The sequence below is a fragment of the Sphingobium sp. EP60837 genome, from assembly GCF_001658005.1.
Classification (GTDB): domain Bacteria; phylum Pseudomonadota; class Alphaproteobacteria; order Sphingomonadales; family Sphingomonadaceae; genus Sphingobium; species Sphingobium tyrosinilyticum.
In genome coordinates, this window is sequence record NZ_CP015989.1 from 85070 (window position 1) to 100653 (window position 15584).

At 62.9% G+C, this 15584-nt stretch carries 21 protein-coding genes; 7 read left to right on the top strand and 14 right to left on the bottom strand.

All coding sequences use genetic code 11. The features are described 5' to 3' along the window. The first annotated feature begins 88 nt into the window (after nt 1-88). The 3 genes from EP837_RS19750 to EP837_RS19760 are packed head-to-tail and all read left to right on the top strand — an operon-like array spanning nt 89 to nt 2032. Complete coding sequence (locus EP837_RS19750; RefSeq protein ID WP_335676428.1) at nt 89-532, top strand: hypothetical protein; 444 nt, start codon at nt 89-91, stop codon at nt 530-532. A gap of 19 nt (nt 533-551) precedes the next feature. Beyond that, nucleotides 552-1538 (top strand): hypothetical protein, encoded by a 987-nt coding sequence (locus EP837_RS19755; protein ID WP_066532550.1) that lies wholly within the window; start codon nt 552-554, stop codon nt 1536-1538. Then, entirely contained in the window at nt 1535-2032 is a 498-nt protein-coding gene (locus tag EP837_RS19760) for a hypothetical protein (RefSeq protein ID WP_066532553.1), read from the top strand. The genes EP837_RS19755 and EP837_RS19760 overlap by 4 nt, the downstream gene beginning before the upstream one ends. Before the next feature lie 495 nt (nt 2033-2527). Here the strand turns inward: EP837_RS19760 and EP837_RS19765 are convergent, their stop codons facing one another. The 6 genes from EP837_RS19765 to EP837_RS19790 all read right to left on the bottom strand — a co-directional run bounded on the left by EP837_RS19765 (nt 2528) and on the right by EP837_RS19790 (nt 7103). Then, the gene (locus EP837_RS19765) at nt 2528-3658 is read right to left on the bottom strand and encodes a relaxase/mobilization nuclease domain-containing protein (RefSeq protein ID WP_066532557.1); all 1131 of its coding nucleotides are present in this window, start codon (nt 3656-3658) and stop codon (nt 2528-2530) included. Beyond that, nucleotides 3651-4187: a plasmid mobilization relaxosome protein MobC gene (locus EP837_RS19770; protein WP_066532559.1), complete on the bottom strand. Its 537-nt coding sequence runs from the start codon at nt 4185-4187 to the stop codon at nt 3651-3653. The genes EP837_RS19765 and EP837_RS19770 overlap by 8 nt, the downstream gene beginning before the upstream one ends. 301 nt (nt 4188-4488) lie before the next feature. Then, nucleotides 4489-5424: a ParB/RepB/Spo0J family partition protein gene (locus EP837_RS19775; protein ID WP_066532561.1), complete on the bottom strand. Its 936-nt coding sequence runs from the start codon at nt 5422-5424 to the stop codon at nt 4489-4491. Further along, nucleotides 5424-6188, bottom strand: coding sequence for a ParA family protein (locus EP837_RS19780; RefSeq protein WP_066532699.1), 765 nt, complete (start codon nt 6186-6188; stop codon nt 5424-5426). The genes EP837_RS19775 and EP837_RS19780 overlap by 1 nt, the downstream gene beginning before the upstream one ends. A gap of 13 nt (nt 6189-6201) precedes the next feature. After that, nucleotides 6202-6381 (bottom strand): hypothetical protein, encoded by a 180-nt coding sequence (locus tag EP837_RS19785; RefSeq protein ID WP_066532566.1) that lies wholly within the window; start codon nt 6379-6381, stop codon nt 6202-6204. Nucleotides 6382-6707: 326 nt separating this feature from the next. Then, nucleotides 6708-7103 (bottom strand): DUF3768 domain-containing protein, encoded by a 396-nt coding sequence (locus tag EP837_RS19790; RefSeq protein ID WP_066532700.1) that lies wholly within the window; start codon nt 7101-7103, stop codon nt 6708-6710. A gap of 275 nt (nt 7104-7378) precedes the next feature. Here EP837_RS19790 and EP837_RS19795 point away from each other — a divergent pair, with 275 nt between their 5' ends. Beyond that, entirely contained in the window at nt 7379-7756 is a 378-nt protein-coding gene (locus EP837_RS19795; protein WP_066532703.1) for a hypothetical protein, read from the top strand. A gap of 141 nt (nt 7757-7897) precedes the next feature. On the opposite strand, the gene EP837_RS19800 is transcribed toward EP837_RS19795, so the two are convergent. Beyond that, entirely contained in the window at nt 7898-8419 is a 522-nt protein-coding gene (locus EP837_RS19800; RefSeq protein WP_066532573.1) for a hypothetical protein, read from the bottom strand. Nucleotides 8420-8530: 111 nt separating this feature from the next. Then, complete coding sequence (locus EP837_RS21470) at nt 8531-8695, bottom strand: hypothetical protein (protein ID WP_170271947.1); 165 nt, start codon at nt 8693-8695, stop codon at nt 8531-8533. A 290-nt stretch (nt 8696-8985) separates the two neighbouring features. Here EP837_RS21470 and EP837_RS19805 point away from each other — a divergent pair, with 290 nt between their 5' ends. The 3 genes from EP837_RS19805 (at nt 8986) to EP837_RS19820 (ending at nt 10719) form a co-directional block, all read left to right on the top strand. Then, the gene (locus EP837_RS19805) at nt 8986-9420 is read left to right on the top strand and encodes an antitoxin Xre-like helix-turn-helix domain-containing protein (RefSeq protein ID WP_066532706.1); all 435 of its coding nucleotides are present in this window, start codon (nt 8986-8988) and stop codon (nt 9418-9420) included. Beyond that, nucleotides 9417-9896, top strand: coding sequence for an RES family NAD+ phosphorylase (locus tag EP837_RS19810; protein ID WP_066532575.1), 480 nt, complete (start codon nt 9417-9419; stop codon nt 9894-9896). Before EP837_RS19805 ends, EP837_RS19810 begins: the two co-directional genes overlap by 4 nt. A gap of 394 nt (nt 9897-10290) precedes the next feature. After that, nucleotides 10291-10719 (top strand): thermonuclease family protein, encoded by a 429-nt coding sequence (locus EP837_RS19820; protein ID WP_066532579.1) that lies wholly within the window; start codon nt 10291-10293, stop codon nt 10717-10719. Between the two features lie 129 nt (nt 10720-10848). Here the strand turns inward: EP837_RS19820 and EP837_RS19825 are convergent, their stop codons facing one another. From EP837_RS19825 to EP837_RS19850, 6 genes are all read right to left on the bottom strand, one after another. Continuing rightward, a complete protein-coding gene (locus EP837_RS19825) occupies nt 10849-11262 on the bottom strand; it encodes a single-stranded DNA-binding protein (RefSeq protein ID WP_066532583.1) in 414 nt (137 codons plus the stop codon). 483 nt (nt 11263-11745) lie between these two features. Beyond that, on the bottom strand, nt 11746-12375 hold the full coding sequence (locus EP837_RS19830; RefSeq protein ID WP_066532588.1) for a hypothetical protein: 630 nt from the start codon (nt 12373-12375) through the stop codon (nt 11746-11748). A gap of 227 nt (nt 12376-12602) precedes the next feature. Beyond that, a complete protein-coding gene (locus EP837_RS19835; RefSeq protein WP_066532591.1) occupies nt 12603-13550 on the bottom strand; it encodes a DUF2493 domain-containing protein in 948 nt (315 codons plus the stop codon). 243 nt (nt 13551-13793) lie between these two features. Beyond that, nucleotides 13794-14240 carry a hypothetical protein gene (locus EP837_RS19840; protein ID WP_066532594.1) on the bottom strand — a complete coding sequence of 149 codons (447 nt, stop codon included), beginning with the start codon at nt 14238-14240 and terminating at the stop codon, nt 13794-13796. A 27-nt stretch (nt 14241-14267) separates the two neighbouring features. Then, a complete protein-coding gene (locus EP837_RS19845) occupies nt 14268-15191 on the bottom strand; it encodes a hypothetical protein (RefSeq protein ID WP_066532598.1) in 924 nt (307 codons plus the stop codon). Then, a complete protein-coding gene (locus EP837_RS19850; protein WP_156518809.1) occupies nt 15184-15492 on the bottom strand; it encodes a DUF6927 domain-containing protein in 309 nt (102 codons plus the stop codon). The genes EP837_RS19845 and EP837_RS19850 overlap by 8 nt, the downstream gene beginning before the upstream one ends. Between the last annotated feature and the right edge of the window lie 92 nt (nt 15493-15584).

The window sequence follows — 15584 nt, forward strand, 5'->3', positions numbered from 1 at the left end:
CAAATTCAGATAAATCGCGATTTATTGTTCCACAGTTTTACGACATCATCTTCGCGTTGAGCAGACTGATGCGGGCACGGGCGGTGAAATGGACGACAAGGAACTGACGCGTGTCTGGAACCAGCATGAAATCCCGGTGATCGTCCGCCGGACGGGCAAGGGCCAGCTACTACGCATGCGCCTGCCATACGCGGACAGCAACCGCACCTGGCTTCAGGACGGCCGCCGCATCTCCCCGACATGGATCGCCTCGAAGCGCTATTGGGAGATTCCGAAGGCCTGGTTCAACGACGTCGTGGAGCGCGCGCTTAGGACCTACGAGCAGATCTACGTGATCCAACCCTATCGGGAGCAGGAGAAGTGTTCGCCCGCGTGCCTCAACGCTTCCTCAGTGCTCATGCATGGGAGGGAATCATGGCGCCGGAAACGACGGGAGCTGGTTCGAAATCTCCGAGACCTTCGCCACGCGCTGGGGCGATCAGATGCTCGCCTGCAGGCTAATGAAGATACGGCATGGATCAGACTGAATTGAGCCCGGGAGGAAGGCGAAGATGCTGGAGTTGATCGACCTGATCGAGAGATCGAGTGCGACGATCCATGCGGACCTACGAGTCTGGTTCGGCGAATACTCGGCCGCCGCGTCGTGGAGCGTGGTATCGGATTTCAGCGTGGGCGACTCGGGCAAGCAGAACGACGCCTACTCTTTCGTCATTATCCTCAAGCACGACACCGACGAAAACATCGCGTCCTACATTGCGGCCACCTCGCCGAGCGACCTGAAAGCCTCCCGCACGCCACCTAGGGGTCTGCTCGACTATCTCTGCTGCCCCGTGACCTTCAGCCTCAGCTTCGTCGTCTCACGCGAAAGCGCCAGTCTGCGCGCAGCCATCACTCAGGAAGCCATGTCGTCGATCGTCGCTTCACTCCGGGAGATCGTCGCCGAATGGACGGCGGCCGAGCCACCGAACGCCGAGTATTACGGCCAGCTCGATCGCCGCCTGCGGTTGCTTGAATCGGAACTCGCCCGGAAGCAGCCTTCGCTCAACCTACTCCGACGGATATTTCTCGTAGCGTCATTCGCGGCTGTCGTTCTCGGCATGCTCAACGATGCGAAATCGCCGATCAACATTCGTTGGATCAGCGACCGGGACGCCATGTTCGATCGACACGAAGGCGTGGCTTTCGACCTCGCCTGGTTACTATTTCAGTTCATGAGGCGACGCCGGGGCGGCGTCATCGATCTACGTCGCCCGCAGATCACGTTCGCAACACCTGGCATGGACGGCAAGACGGAATACGCCGAGTTCGTGAGGATGCCCGACTTTCTTGCCGGAACGCTCGCGGACATCAAGCTCCCGCAACTGATGTTCACACACCGCAAGTTCCCGACGATCTTCAACCGCGTGCTGGTCAACTCCCCGAACAACGCGGTCGTGGAGCTACTGGCCGACGAAGAGCGGGTCACTTCGCGCCGGATCGGGTTTGGCAATCGCCTCGCGGAGGACGTCGCGACGGCACGGAAGGCCAGCGAGACATGAGTGAGAAATGGCTGGAGGAGAAGGTGCCGGGCTACGCTGCGCTACCAGGCCCTGACCGCGACGCGATCAAAGCCTTCGCCCTCCTATGGAGCCTATTCGAATCCAAGTTAATGGGGAACGATGCCAACGCCCGCAAGATCGCGCAGGCGGTTGAGCGGTGGGAAGCGGAAGGTGTGCTCTGCGCCGAACTCTACGATGCCGAGGTCGCCTATTTCCGGGAACGCTATTTCCAGAACGGGGAGTTCACGTTCCGCTTCGATAATCTGCAACTGCGGAGGCAGGACATGCCTGAACTCGTCGCGGCATGCATCAGGGGGGACGCCGGCTCTCCCCGCGATCATGTCCTGATCGCCTTGATCATCGTGTGGCGGTACCGTAACAACCTCTTCCACGGCGAGAAATGGGCTTACGAACTGCAAGGTCAACTCGCCAATTTTAGCTGCGCCAACGCAGTGCTGATGAGAGTCTTGGAGCGTCACGCTGGTTTTGGTTGAGAAGGACAGCCCCCCTGCCGCAGCAGGCCCGAACCACGCCATGCCATTGAACTTAATCGTCGTTTAGATCGGCGCAGTGTTGTGCAAATCGCCCTTCTGCAAACTCGCGCGCCCCTCCTCATCAGGCGCAACTCTAATGCTCAAAGACAGTTCAGCCAGCTGTAAAGCTTCGGGCACCGCAAATGATGGGAAATGGGCCATTCTTAATCAGGTCCGATTTCCACCGAGCATGTCAGTCGCGGCGACATAAGCAGACGTCGTCGGTCGGGCGCAGCGCCAGGGGGGGCTTGATTACCGTAACTAGGGCGCATAGCCGACGGGCGGGTTAAGCGACACGAATGGCAGCTTCCTTATTAAAGCTGACGATCACATCTACGACGCTGTATGTCTTGTGTTGGTCGACAACTGCCTCGCAATAGGCTTGTCGCCCGCGCAAATTATTATCCCGCCAGAACTTGCTGCCTTCGCCTCGCCATCTGTTCGCCATGGCATTTGCTAACGCTCGCGATCCCGTGGCTTACGGGTACCCCGATCAATGTCAGGTCGTTGCGCCCCTTCGCCCTTCTTTTCTCGACTGCGAAGATCCGCTGCTTTCCGATCGGCGATCATGATTTCCCGCGCCCGCTCCAATCGCCGAGACACCGCTGCCGGCATATCGGCCACGAACCCTGCGATATCCTCAGCCAGCGCGCGATCCTCGTCTTTCCCAGTCGCCGCCAGCGCGGCTGCGGCATCTGCGTAAGCGCCCCGGATCTGCTTCTGTCGGCCCAGCGCCAGCACATCTTCCACCCGACGCTCCGGGTTCTGTGACCGTGCGAACGCCTGCGCGCGCTCTTCGATCAGCCGGTTGAGATCCAACTCCCTCCCCTGCCCCGCTGTCCGCGCCTCCAGATGGTGCGCCGGCGAACGCACCCGCTTCTGGACATGGCCGCGCGCGCGGCGCGGCGTCGCTTCGGCGGCGATGCCGCGCTGGCGCAATTCATGGGCGAAGCTCTCGCGCCAATGATGAAGGTCGGCCTTGCGCGGATTGAACCGCATCCCGTCCGCACCTTGGGTCGCAACCGTCAAATGGACATGGGGGTGGGCGGTGTCGGTGTGGAGCGCCACCATATAGCTGAACTGCCCCTCGAACTCGACGCGCGCGAACGCCTGGACGGCGTCATGGATGGTCGCGGCATCGGTCGTACCGCCGGGCATCGACAACACCATCGACATCGAGGTCGGGCGGTCCTTACCATAAGGGTTCATAGCCTGATCGAGCATGTCCCAATCGTCCGCGATCGCCCTCAGGCGCTTTTCGTCGGTGATAATCTCGCCCTCGCTGCTGCGGATTTCGAGCTTCCCGTGCCGCGAGATGTAACCGAAATGCTCAGCAAGATGCCTGGCGCCACGCTGTTTGCCCGAGATCTTGACCATGACCTCGGGGGCCTTGCGCACGATCCGCTCGAGCTTGGCCCGCGCCTCGGCCGCCGACAGCGCCGGCGCGGCATTGCTCCCGCCCCTGCCCTTGCCGCCCGAACGGATCCGCAGCGTGCCCCCGCGCAGGGTGCGCTTGCCCCCGGTCGGCGGTCGCCACGCTTCCATCAAACTGGGGAGCGGCAGGACACCGTCGTCATCCTCATTCATCGGCCGTATCCCAATAGGCCATGTCACCCTTGAGAGCGCGGCCAAGCACGCGCAACTGATCGACCACCTCATCCCGGAAGGAAGCGACCCGCGCGGCCTCGCGCGCCAGGTCGAGACGGGAATCCACCATGGTCGCTGCATGCAGCGCATGGACCGCCTGGTTGAGATTGATGCCGATCCGGTTGAGCTCGCGCCAGGACTGCGCGATCAGCACCCGGTCCGCGCGGGGCGGCGGCGACGTCGCATGCAACCGTCTGCGCAACAGCATCACCAGCCATTCGGTCCGTTTGAGGCCACGCGCGTCGGCCGCCGCATCGAGTTGGACGATATCCTCGCGCATGAGCCGAAGCTGCAGCCGGTCAGTGGTGCGCGTCCGAGGCAGAGCCGCCGCGCTCGACGCATCCCCGGCGTCTTCAAGCGCAGCGTCGATCAGCTTGCGCAGGAGCGCTGAGCGTCCGCCGGCGACAGTCGCCTTAGCATCGAAGCGCGCCGCGACATCATCGGGCAGACGGAGACCAAAAAACGCCACACACCATTGCTATTGTTTAACAATGACGGCGCCAAGCCTATCCGGCCCTCACCTAAAACCACTCGTCTTATAGTCTGCTTGAACAGACTCCGGCCCTCTTCACGCCAAGCGTTCCAACCTGGCCTGGCATCTCCAGAAAGAAGAATGTCCGAACAAGACAATCCCCTCTGCCCTGGAAAAATGAAGACAGCCGCACCCCTGAAGAAAGGGGCGCGGCTGTCAAAATTGTCTGAAAAAGCTCGATCGTTTCGACGCGGAGTGAGGGGTGATTGGATGCGCCCCGACCTGCCCCGCCGATGGTTTACTCCATGGCGATCTCGGCAACAGGCGCTTCAACCTCCTGGCCGTCGTCGAACGCCACCCGAACGCGCTCGGGCAGGATCAAACGTCCTGTCCGCCCACCCACCGTCACCCGAACCGCATCGAGCGGCCGAGGCTGCGGCGGCACCTCCGTTTCGAACATCGACCGCAAACCGGCACCGGCACGAACCGGCCGGCTCGGTGCGGCGCGCTCGGCGCCCTGCCCGTCCGAGAGCGCGGGCACATCGCGGAGACGGGCATCCGGCAGAGTCTCGGATGCCTTAAGTCCCGCAATGAACCGGCCGCCCTCGGCCAGGGTCACGTTTTCATCCCCAAGCCGCTCAACATAGGCGCGCACTGCGTCGCCATGAGTACGGGCAGCCCGGTGGAGGTCGTAGAGCAAGCGGATCGGCATCTGATCGATCGCGGCCCGCAGCCAGGGCGCCATGTCGGCACAGGCGGCATAGAGCGATACGAACTGCTTCGATCGGCCGAGCGCGCGGGCGATCTCCGCCTGGGTGACGCCGGCACCCAGCATGCGTTCGATCCCGGTCGCCAGATCATGGGGGGTGAGGCCTGCGCGCTGGTCATTCTCGACAATCTGATCGGCGAGCGTGTCGGCGCGGTTCACCACCGCCATCACGATCGCCGGGATGGTCTCGCGCCCGGCAAGGCGCGATGCCCGAAAGCGCCGCTCGCCGACGCGGATGACGTGAAGGCCGTCGCCATTTTTCGGGGCGACGATGATAGGCTGCAGGACGCCGCGCGCGGCGATCGAGGCAGCAAGATCCTTGAGCTCCGTCTCGTCGAACACGCGCCGCGGATTTTCCGGATCGGCCATGATCCAGTCGAGCGGCAGATCCTCGACGCGCCGCGCGCTGTCGTGTAGACCGACGAGCAGTCCGAACTCTTCGGCGCGCTGATCGAACTTGCCCATCACGCCGCACTCAGATGGCGGACGTCCATCCGGCGAACGATCTCCGCCAGGATCGGCCGGATTTCGTCAGCGGCCGCCTTGGCGCCGCTGCCGGTTTCGCGCCAGACCGGATGATGCTGTTCGGCCGAATGCTTGTAGGTCGGCCGCGCCTTGATGAAGGCGGGAAACATCAGCTTCTCGCCAACCGCGCGGGCAAGCTTGACCGCATTGTCCATTTCGCGTCGGTCGAAAGGATTGACCATCGAGGGCAACAGCCCGAGAAAATCGACCTTGCGCCCGCCGCGCGCACCCTCCGCTTTTTTGAGCGCGGTGAGCAGCATCTTGGCGCACTCGATCGAATCCTCGGCGACCTGGACCGGCGCGATGACTGCGTCGGCCACCGCCATCGCGCTCAAGGTCAGCTCGTCCCATTTGGGACCGGTGTCGATGACAATATGTTCGAAATGGGCACCAAGCGCAGGGAACCGGCCGAGGAAATCGCGGACATCCGCAGCCGCCTTGACCATCTGCAGGCGCGGATCGGCGGCGAAGACCGTGATGCCGGGCGCATCGGTAAGGTCGAGCCGCGCCTCGGGATCGAACAGGTCCGCGGCGAACCACCCGGTCCGCTCGCTGGCGAGCCGCCGCGTGGAACTGCCCTGCGGATCAAGGTCGAGAAAGGCGACGCGATTGCCGCCTTGCTCGGCCAGATACCAGGCGAGGTGCGTGGCGAGGAAGGTCTTGCCGACCCCGCCCTTCAGCAGGCTAACGACGATCGTCTTCATGATCGCCGGACCCTCACGATTCATAGTCGTGGGGACCATCGCGCAGGTTGCGCTCATAATGGTCGCGCGACGACCAGTCGCCGCCCCCGCCGATACCCGGTCCGACATAGCGAAACAGGTAAACGGTGATCGCGAAGCAGACGAACGCGAATACGAACGCATGGTCGGGATGGCGGGAAAAATAGTCGGCCACTGCGGGTCTCCTTGGCATGTTCCAGGGACACCGATCGGTCCCCTGACCGCGCAGCAAGACGCGGCCCTCATGCCGCGCAGCCTCCCCTCTCGTGCCGGGGAACAAGGTCCAATGGACGTCAGGCGGCACCGCCGACAGTCTGCTCAAGCAGACTTTTCGGCTATCCCCCCGGTCAGGGGGATGGCCGGGTTCACTCGCCAGAGATGGGAAATCTGGACAGGCCGACCCCGGGCGCAACCGGGTGGCGCAAGGCGATCCGCGCTCGCGGCACCGGCGAATCCTTTCCGTAAAAAGGTGGCCCCCGACAGAGTCGGGGCCATGATGGCTCAATATTCGTGGGTGAGAAGCAGCGTCAGCACGCGGATGGTGACATCGGGATCTGTCGGGTCAGGGGATCCATATGTCAGCGCGCGATCATAATAATCGACCTTCCAGTACAGGGCCTCGCCCGCGAACTCGAAGCGACCGAAATCACGCTCCCCATGCGGATCGACATCGGGACCAAAGGCATCATAGTCGCGCACCGTGCGCAGCAGTTCCGCGCGGCGCTGAAACCCGCGAAACAGGCTGGTATCGCCGATCAAGTCGGCGACCCCGGCGGTCATGACCACCTGGTTGACGCCCGGGTTATGGATGGATTGGCGCAGAGCATCATTGAGCCGCGCGATGGTCGCGATGCGCTGGTCTGCGGATAGGACTTTGTCATTCTGGGGGTCGGCCATGACGTTCGACTTTCCAAGCTGTGTCAGACCCCGCCGATCGGGGCCTTCCGACAGGCGACCGGACCGCCGGGGCATAGCGCGCCCGCGCACCCGGCAGGGTCGCAACGGATGTGGAGAAGCCCGGCACCGGGCTTGCGCTGGCAAGTGCCGCGGCGAGGACGCCAAGCCAGGAAGGGACCGTCGATGCGGCGGTCAGAGGGAATAAGGAACGGCATGGCCGACTTTTCAGACGTGCTGCTGGACGCGCGAGCGAGGGCTTCGCTATCCTTCCGATCATGACAGACACCGCCCGGATCATTGCCCTTTGGCCGCGCTGGACATCGAGCGTCGGCGCAATGCAGCAGCTGCAGATTCAGGTTCGTACCCAGTGCCGCCGCTGCGGCGCCCTGATGCGCGCCGACCTGGACGAACTGGTCGCTCGCTATGGCGGGAGTGCGTCGTTGATCGATCGCCAGGAGCGATGCCGCATGGTCGCGTGCGATGGCGCGACTTTCTACCTGGCAGCCCGACGCTATGGTGGACCGTGGCGGATCCTGGTCGACGATGCGGCGCTGCGCGACGGGCTGAGCCTATGCCCGCCAGCCCACCTTGCGCTTGGTCGACCAGCCCCTTGCAGCGACGGCGCAGCGCCGCTCGTAACCGAGCGCTGTTGACAGTGCGACCACGGCAGGGATCGTTACCCGCATGGGCCGAGACCCGGCACGGGGCTCGGGGCGCAAGCCTAGAGCCCGGTCCGGTGCAACCGGAGCCGCCGACGTCCTTGCTTCATTTCCAATATGCGATGCGTGCTGCATCTATTTCAACAACTGGTGTCGCAGGTTTGCCAGAATTGAGCAGAGCTGTTGGCTTTTCCGCCGTATATCAGCAAGCATCTCAAGGCCTTCCGCTTCCTCGACCAGAAGCATGGTGCGTTCGGGCTGCCGCGCACGGATAGAGACCTGACGGTAAACCACGATCCACTTGTCCGTGCGCTCAACCGCAATCTTTGCCACTCCATGCGCCAGAAATGTTCGAAGGCGCTCATGGACACGAAAAGCGTCAATCGCTTTGAACGCCGCTTTCCCCTCAGCGGCAAAGGCCCCTTCCGTACCAAGTACCGCCGCGATATCGTCGAACCGCTGCCCGGTCAGATGACGCAGACGGACGGCCGCACCTTTCTCCGGCACCGTACTCAAAGATAGCAAGGTTTCGGTCACGCCAGCCTCGGCCGCGGAGAAACACTGCAGACAGGCCCCGCGCCATGCGTTCACATCATGGACCACCCGGCTCCACAATGCGTCATCACTTTGGGGTAGAATCTTTGTTTCGGCATTCATCCCAACTTTGTATCGCGCGCATGTTGATAATCGGTTGCTCGAGAGCGCAAACAGCGCGCGATGCCCGTTGATGTTGGACAGAGCCGGGAGCCCTGGGGCTCCCGGCAAGTGTCACGCGAACGGATCATATTCGTTGATGACGACCAGGTCGCCGTCAAAGTCGTCGGCGGTGATGACGGCGAACTGGTTGCCGATCCCGATGACCATCGTCGCGATCATGAGGGTCTTGGAGAGGCCGAGCGCATTGAGGCGGGCGATCTTGATGTCGGTGAACATGTCGAGGCTCCTTGAAAGCCGGCGGGTTCATCCCCGCTCGACTGGCGCCCGAAGTGTTCGGAGGGTGGCCGCGATCACTTTTTGCCGCAGGCCAAAAGCCGTAGCGAAGCGACCGGACCCTTTACGGGTTGATCGCATTAGGCCGCCCGCCGGACCAAGGATTGCGCCTCAAAGAGCGGGGTGAAGCTGTTGGCCCGAAGAGGTCATGGCCCACCGGAGGGATATCACCGGTTGCTTGTGTTTGCCTCATGTGAGACATATATCTGCATCAGATGAGACAGGAGCAGCAGATGGCGAGCCAGCCGGTGACGATCGAGACCCTGCTTGGGGTTGCGCCCCGGAAAGGTGACACGCGCCTGGGGCTGAGCTATTCGATTCTCGAAGGCCTGCCGGTCGGCGCGCTCGATCATCTCGCAGACACGGTCGCGCCCAATGACAGCCGCTTCAAGTTCCGCCTGATTCCCAAGGCGACGCTTGATCGCCGCAAGAAATCCGCGTCCAAGCGCCTGACCAGCGAGGAAGGCGACAAGCTGGCGCGGATCGCCAAGGTGTTCAGCTTCGCGCTCGATATCTATAAGGATCCCGCCAAGGTCCGCGACTTTTTCGGCCGCGCGCACCCTATGCTCGACAACAAGCCACCGCTCGACGTGGCGCTGGCGACGGGTCCGGGAGCCGATGTCGTCATCAACCTGCTGGGACGGGCGGCTTACGGCGGCGGGGCGTGAGCGCCCAGATCACCGACCGCGTGCTGACCTGTTTTCGGATCGGCGATCCCGATGGCGCGCATCCCATCTATGACAGCGAAGGCGCTCGGCTCTATCCGGGACGGTGGAACACCGCGGCCAGCCCGATCATCTACACGTCAGAACATTATTCGACGGCGATGCTCGAAAAGCTCGTCCACGCGAACACGGTGATGCCGCCCAACCAGCATTATATCCGCATCACGATCCCCAACGGCGTCAGCTATGAAGTCTTCCCGACCGCCAAATTCTCCGGGTGGGACGGCAAGCGCGAAGACATCTGCAAGACCTTTGGCGAGGCGTGGTTCGCGGCAGGGCGCTCGGCGCTGTTGCTGGTGCCTTCGATCCCGGCACGGGTGGAACGCAACATCCTGATCAATCCAGCACATCCCGACGCGCAAGCAATCAGCTTCGAGCTCCCCGAACCAATCTGGTGGGATGACCGGCTCTACGGCTGATCGCGAAGGGCTTGGCGATCAGCACGCTGTTGGGGACGCTGGGCGATGTCCAGTCATGCCTGGCGTCACCCAAGCAATAATGGATGGCTCGCTGGATCTCGACACTTGATAAATGTTCTTTATTTGTTCTATTCTGCAGCCATGCTCCGAGTCGATGAAGACAGTCTGGCCCTCCACCTCGAGGTGTCGCTTGCCACGGCCGAACCGGCCCTCGTCACCGATATTGGGTGTGGCGATACCGTTGCACGACGCCGTGCAACGGCGGAGTTGGCGCGACACCTGGCAATGCGGTTGCGCTGCTACGACATCCTCGCCGACGAGCCCACCACGAGGTCGGATACATTGCCGCTCTTCCCTGAAGCATGACTTACACCCCTGTCCGGGTTGAGCGCTGATGCTCGCTGTATTTCTGCTTGCCGTCGCGGTCGTGCAGGGCGGCCAGTCGTTCACCTGCACACCGATCAGGGTTTGGGACGGCGATGGCCCGATCTGGTGTCGCGAGGGACCACGGATCCGGCTCGCTGGGATAGCGGCGCGGGAGATCGATGGCTCGTGCCGCACGGGACACCCCTGCCCGCGCGCCAGCGGGATTGTCGCGCGCGACACGCTGGTGCGGTTGCTGGGCGGCGCGAAGGGGCGCAACGCCACAGGCCATATCCTTGTCACAGGTCCAAGACTCCAATGCCGATCGACTGGCAGTGCAAAAGGGGATCGCACCGGTGCCTGGTGCGCCGCGCCAGCGATCGGCGATATCAGCTGCGCCATGATTGCGAGCGGCACAGTGCTGCGATGGAGCCGATATGCGGCGGGCCACTGCCGCTGAGAGGACGCGGAGGGCAATATCCTAGTCGCGCTCGTTCAGATCCATTTCCCGAACTTTCCTCGATTCCGAACCGTGCTGCGGAAAACAGCAAAAAGGCCCGGCGGCGTGAGCCGCCGGGCTTCGCCGGTCTCAGAAGGGAATTTCGTCGTCATCCACCGAGCTGTCATTGCCGCCCTGGTCGCCACTGGCGGGCTTGGCGCGGGTGAGGAAGGTCACCTCGTCGGCGATGATCTCGACGCCGTACCGCTCGATATTCTCGTTGTCGGTCCAGCGGGTGTAGTGGATGCGACCGCGCACCATCACCTTCATCCCCTTGCCGACATATTGCTCGACGGTCTTGCCGACGCCGTTGAAGCAGGTGATCCGGTGCCATTCGGTATCTTCGATCCGGCGGCCATTGTCGTCCTTGACGACCTTGCCGTTGCTGTCTCGCTTGGGCCGCGAAGTCGCGAGGCTGAAGTGGGTGATCTTGGTGCCGCCCTGCGTGGTGCGGGCTTCCGGTGTGGCGCCGACATTACCGGCAAGGATGACGAGGTTCTGCATGTCGAGGTTCCTTTTTTGGGTGCCAAAGGGACCGTCCCTTCGACTGACCCCCGCAAAAGGCGGGCATGGGCGGTGCTTCCACCGGAGCGCGCAAGCGGCGTAGGGGAACCCCGACACAAGGGGTGGTGCGGGCAGCCGTGGAACACGGCAACTCGGCCCGAAGGGGAGCGGGTTGGAAGCACCGAACGACCGACTTAGGGATCAGGTCAAAAAGAAGGGATGGTGGCTTTGGTTCTATGAACCCAGGAACCGCTGCAGAAGCATTGCCCTATCACCGCAGCAATCTACGCCCGATAGCCCCACCACCGTTGGTCAGCCCATTTTCCAGTTCGACTTGTCGTTCGCAGCGAAGCAGCGGCGGCCCCTACGACAAGAAGACATGATGGCCGTCCGGCGGGTTTAGTCGGAAAACCGTCTCTGGCTTCAATCGGGTTGGCAAATCCCTTTCGAGTGGTGCGCGCACGGATGATGTTGCGGGGCCGGTTACGCGATCTGCACCCGGATCACGGCAAGGAGACGGTCGACGCAGAGACAGGCGTCGGCCACATCGAAGGGTGACGCCCCGACCCGAAACAACGCGTCGATCTCGTGGTGACTATAGGCCGGCGAAAGGATCGCTGTGAGATCCGGCAATTCCAGAGGCAGGCCGGACAGGCCTGCTTCCGTCGCAAGCGCCAGGGCCTTTTCGAGGTCATGCCGAATATGGACGCGGTTCCAGTCGTCGGCATAGCCCGCCTTCATCAGATAGGCTTTGAGGCTGAGTTCGATCGCGATGGCCAGCGAATGCGCAGCGCTCGCCGGAGCGATCCCGACGCTTGCCGACGCGCCGCGGGCAAAGCCCGTGGCATTCTCCATGAAAATGTCGATCAGCACCGGATCGACATTTCCGGCGAAACGCCGCGCAGCGTCATCGAGCGTGGCGGCCGATAGCCCGATCAGCCAGCGCGGTCCTCCGATATTGCGCAGATGGCGCAAATGCGCCGAACCGGGTTCATCGGCGTCGGTGCCGGCCGACCAGCGCAACAGCAACGCGGCCTTCCAGCAGCGCCCATGGCGCTGTCGGAATGCAAGCAGAGCGCGCAGTTCCCCATCATGCAAATCGCGCATCATCATCTCTCTCTCATTTGTGGCAAGGCGACGGCCGGCGCGGCGTGAGCAACGCGGATGGCTGGTGGACACTGAAATGGATCCACGCTGCGGACACGGCCGACGGATTCCGGCGCTATTCAGCCAAACCAACACGCCTAGGCACCCTCCCCTCTCGCTGGCGGGAATTCCGAGGGGGCAACCGTATGCGGAGTAAAAAAAAAGGGCCGCCGGAAAACCGGCGGCCCGCAGCTTCAGCCCGCACCGCGACGAGCAGCTGAAGGAGGGCTTCCCAATGGGCCGCGGCGATCAACGACGCGGAGCCCCCGGGCCTTGGCTTCGATGACAAGCCGCTCCGTCACACCATTGCCCTGGAAGGCAACCACGAACCTCGGTTTGAGCGAGAGCATCTGCTCGTTGCGACGGAAGCCCGCGCGATCTCCGAGTTTGCGATCAAGGCCGAACCGCACCTGCTGGATGCCGTTCTGCTCGGCCCAGGACGCTGCAAGCCGTTCGATACCCTTCATATCGCCGCCATGTACGAGATACATGTCGCCGACACGGGCGCGAACCTTGTTGAGGGTGGCCAGCAGGTTGTCGGCGAACGTCTTCATATCTTCGTCATTGGCGAAGGTGAGGCGGCCACCGGCGAACACAACGGGCGTACCCTGCGCAGTGTTGGCGTTCAAAGCCCGCTCGCGGCGCGCCCGCAGGAAGGCGTGGCCATCGACGATCCCGGCGGTAACACCTAGCGAGATGCGGTTGCCGGACGATGGCACCCACGATCTCCCGGTTTCCCGGATATAGTGCGCGGCGGCGACATCGCGCATGATTTCGAAGGCACCCGCGGATTCCTCGACCTTCTTGGCGAGATCGATCTTTTCTTCCAGATTGGCCGTGCTGATTTCGGAGCCGTCCTGTTCCGCGAGGAGAAGGCGGATGTCGTCGGTCAACCGATCGACCAGCCCGTGTTTCTTGGCGGCGGCGCGGTGGAAGAGGTTCACCAGGCCCCAGCCCAGGTCTTCGATGTCGCGCTCTATCGAGGTGTTTCCCATCGTCGTGAAGAGATCGCTCCAGATTGCGGTAACGGTCTGCTCCAGCGCCTCGGTTGGTGGAGGTGCCATGCCACTGAGGTCTTCAGCGCGGGGTTCGAGGTGCCCTAGCTCCAGTGCCGCGAGTGCGGCTGCAAGCGATGTGGACATGATAGCGAGCCTTTCTGTCTGTGCCGGCGGCCTCTCCGCCGGATGCGCATCCTCCGGGCGCTCGCAAAAGAGGGGCTGGCACCGAGGCGCAGCCGAGGGGAACTCGCGAACAAGGGGTGGTGCGGGCAGCCGTGGCACACGGCAACTCGGCCCGCCGTTCGTGGGTTGCCAGCGTCTCGCGGGCGCCCATATGCAGCATCCTCTGGCGGGGAGGTGTCGGTACAGACCGGCTTCGCTCTGTCCTCAGACTCTGCCGTCGATCCGGAACGGAGGTATCTCCAATTCCGCCGCTGCGAGATGCGACAGCACTGCCGCATAGCTGCCGAGACCGCGCACCGTTTCCGCCGAGATCAGGATCTCGTCATCGTTCGACGCGCTGAAACTCCGAACAGTCGTGCCATCAAAGACCACCCGCTCCGGGCCGAACGCCCCAGGAGCGCCGCCAGCCCAGCGGGCGAAGACAAGGCCATGGTCGACACAGAAAGTCTCGATCGCTTCGAACCGGCCCCAGGCGACCTCATGGTCGGCCAGGTACAGGGGAAGGCTCGTATCGAGATCGTCCGGGTCGAACGCAGCGCCCTCCCAATCCGTGAAGGCGCCATCGCTCTCGACGGCAGCACAGAAGCCGGGAAGGAGGTCAGGGGACAGCGATCCGCCAATACGAATCGCGACAGAAGTGCGATCGGCCATGAGAGTCTCCGTAGCTAGTGAGGGGGGTCAGCCTGCGGACTGACCACGGTGGAATGCGTCGAGCCAGCGCGCCATCGACATGCGCTGCTCGACGGGCTTGCGGGCTTGCGCCGCCTGGAACGCGACCAGCGCGAGCGGTGCATCCGCAACGATCCGATCAACCTCGCTCGGCGACAGAAGGCCGTGCTGACGGATATAGGCGGTGATATTGCCCGGTCTCGGTGTCGCCCCGCCTCGCCCGACAACGGGCTTGCGCCAAAGACCATCGATCGTGCGCAAGCGAGGTTTTGCGCGAGCTTCCATCAGAACGATGGTGCGAAGTTCATCCTTAGAAAGCGCATCCACTTCGTGCGGCCGCATCGCGGGACAGAAGAAACAGGAGGATTTGGGCGGTACAGGCAGGCCCGCACGCTCAATACGTGCAATACAATCCGCCCGGGTCCAGCCCAGTTCGCGAAGGGGATAACGATAGTCATAGCGTGGGTCGGCATATCCCTCGGCATGTGCGTAGCGACGCTGATAGGCACCGGAACAGTCATAGCCGATCAGTTTGACGACACGTCCGCCTTCTCCCCAGCACCGTATCGCGGGCGTCCATTGCGCCGTCCATTTGTTCTGCGGCGCCACCTTCCATTTGAGCGAGCACGACCCTCGCCCAAATGCTTTGGACGGCAGGGTAGCGTTGGTCAGCATGTTGGTGCCCAAGCTATCATAGGGCGGCCAATGCTTGAAATTTCGCGGTTCGTAGCGGACGATGTCGGACGCGACATCGTGACGATCCATCCAACGACGAAAGACCGGGATGAAGGCGTAGGTATCGGTCTTCTCGGAACCGGTATCGGCGAACAACACCATATCGATCGGCTCGCCTCGTTCGACGAGCTCGACGATCATGGCGGTAGAATCGACGCCCGCGCCCCAGGCCGCGATCACCGGCGCGCGCTCAACCATCGGTCGAGTCCTTCGGGACAATGGCCGGGTTGATAAGCCGGTATGCGCGCGTCCTGAGCTTTGCAATCCGGCACACGGCGCCGGTTATGGGATTGCGAAATAGCGGGGCCTTGCCCTTCGGATTGGCAATGACCGTGAAGCGGTTGCGATCCTCGCCGTCATTGAAACGGATGGGCTCGTCAAAGACGATGGTCTGTCCCGGCTTCGGGACCGGCTTCGCGCGTTCGAGCTTGCGGCGAACCAGGTTAGCACGGCAGCGTGCGCGCCATTCGGAGGCGTAGGCGCTGTCGGTCTCGGTCAATTCATCGAGAATTGCAGCAGGGCAGTCGCTTTCGCACGGTCCCATGGCTTCCGTCAGTCGGGTAGGATTGGTGCTGCTCAGAGAGTCAGCCC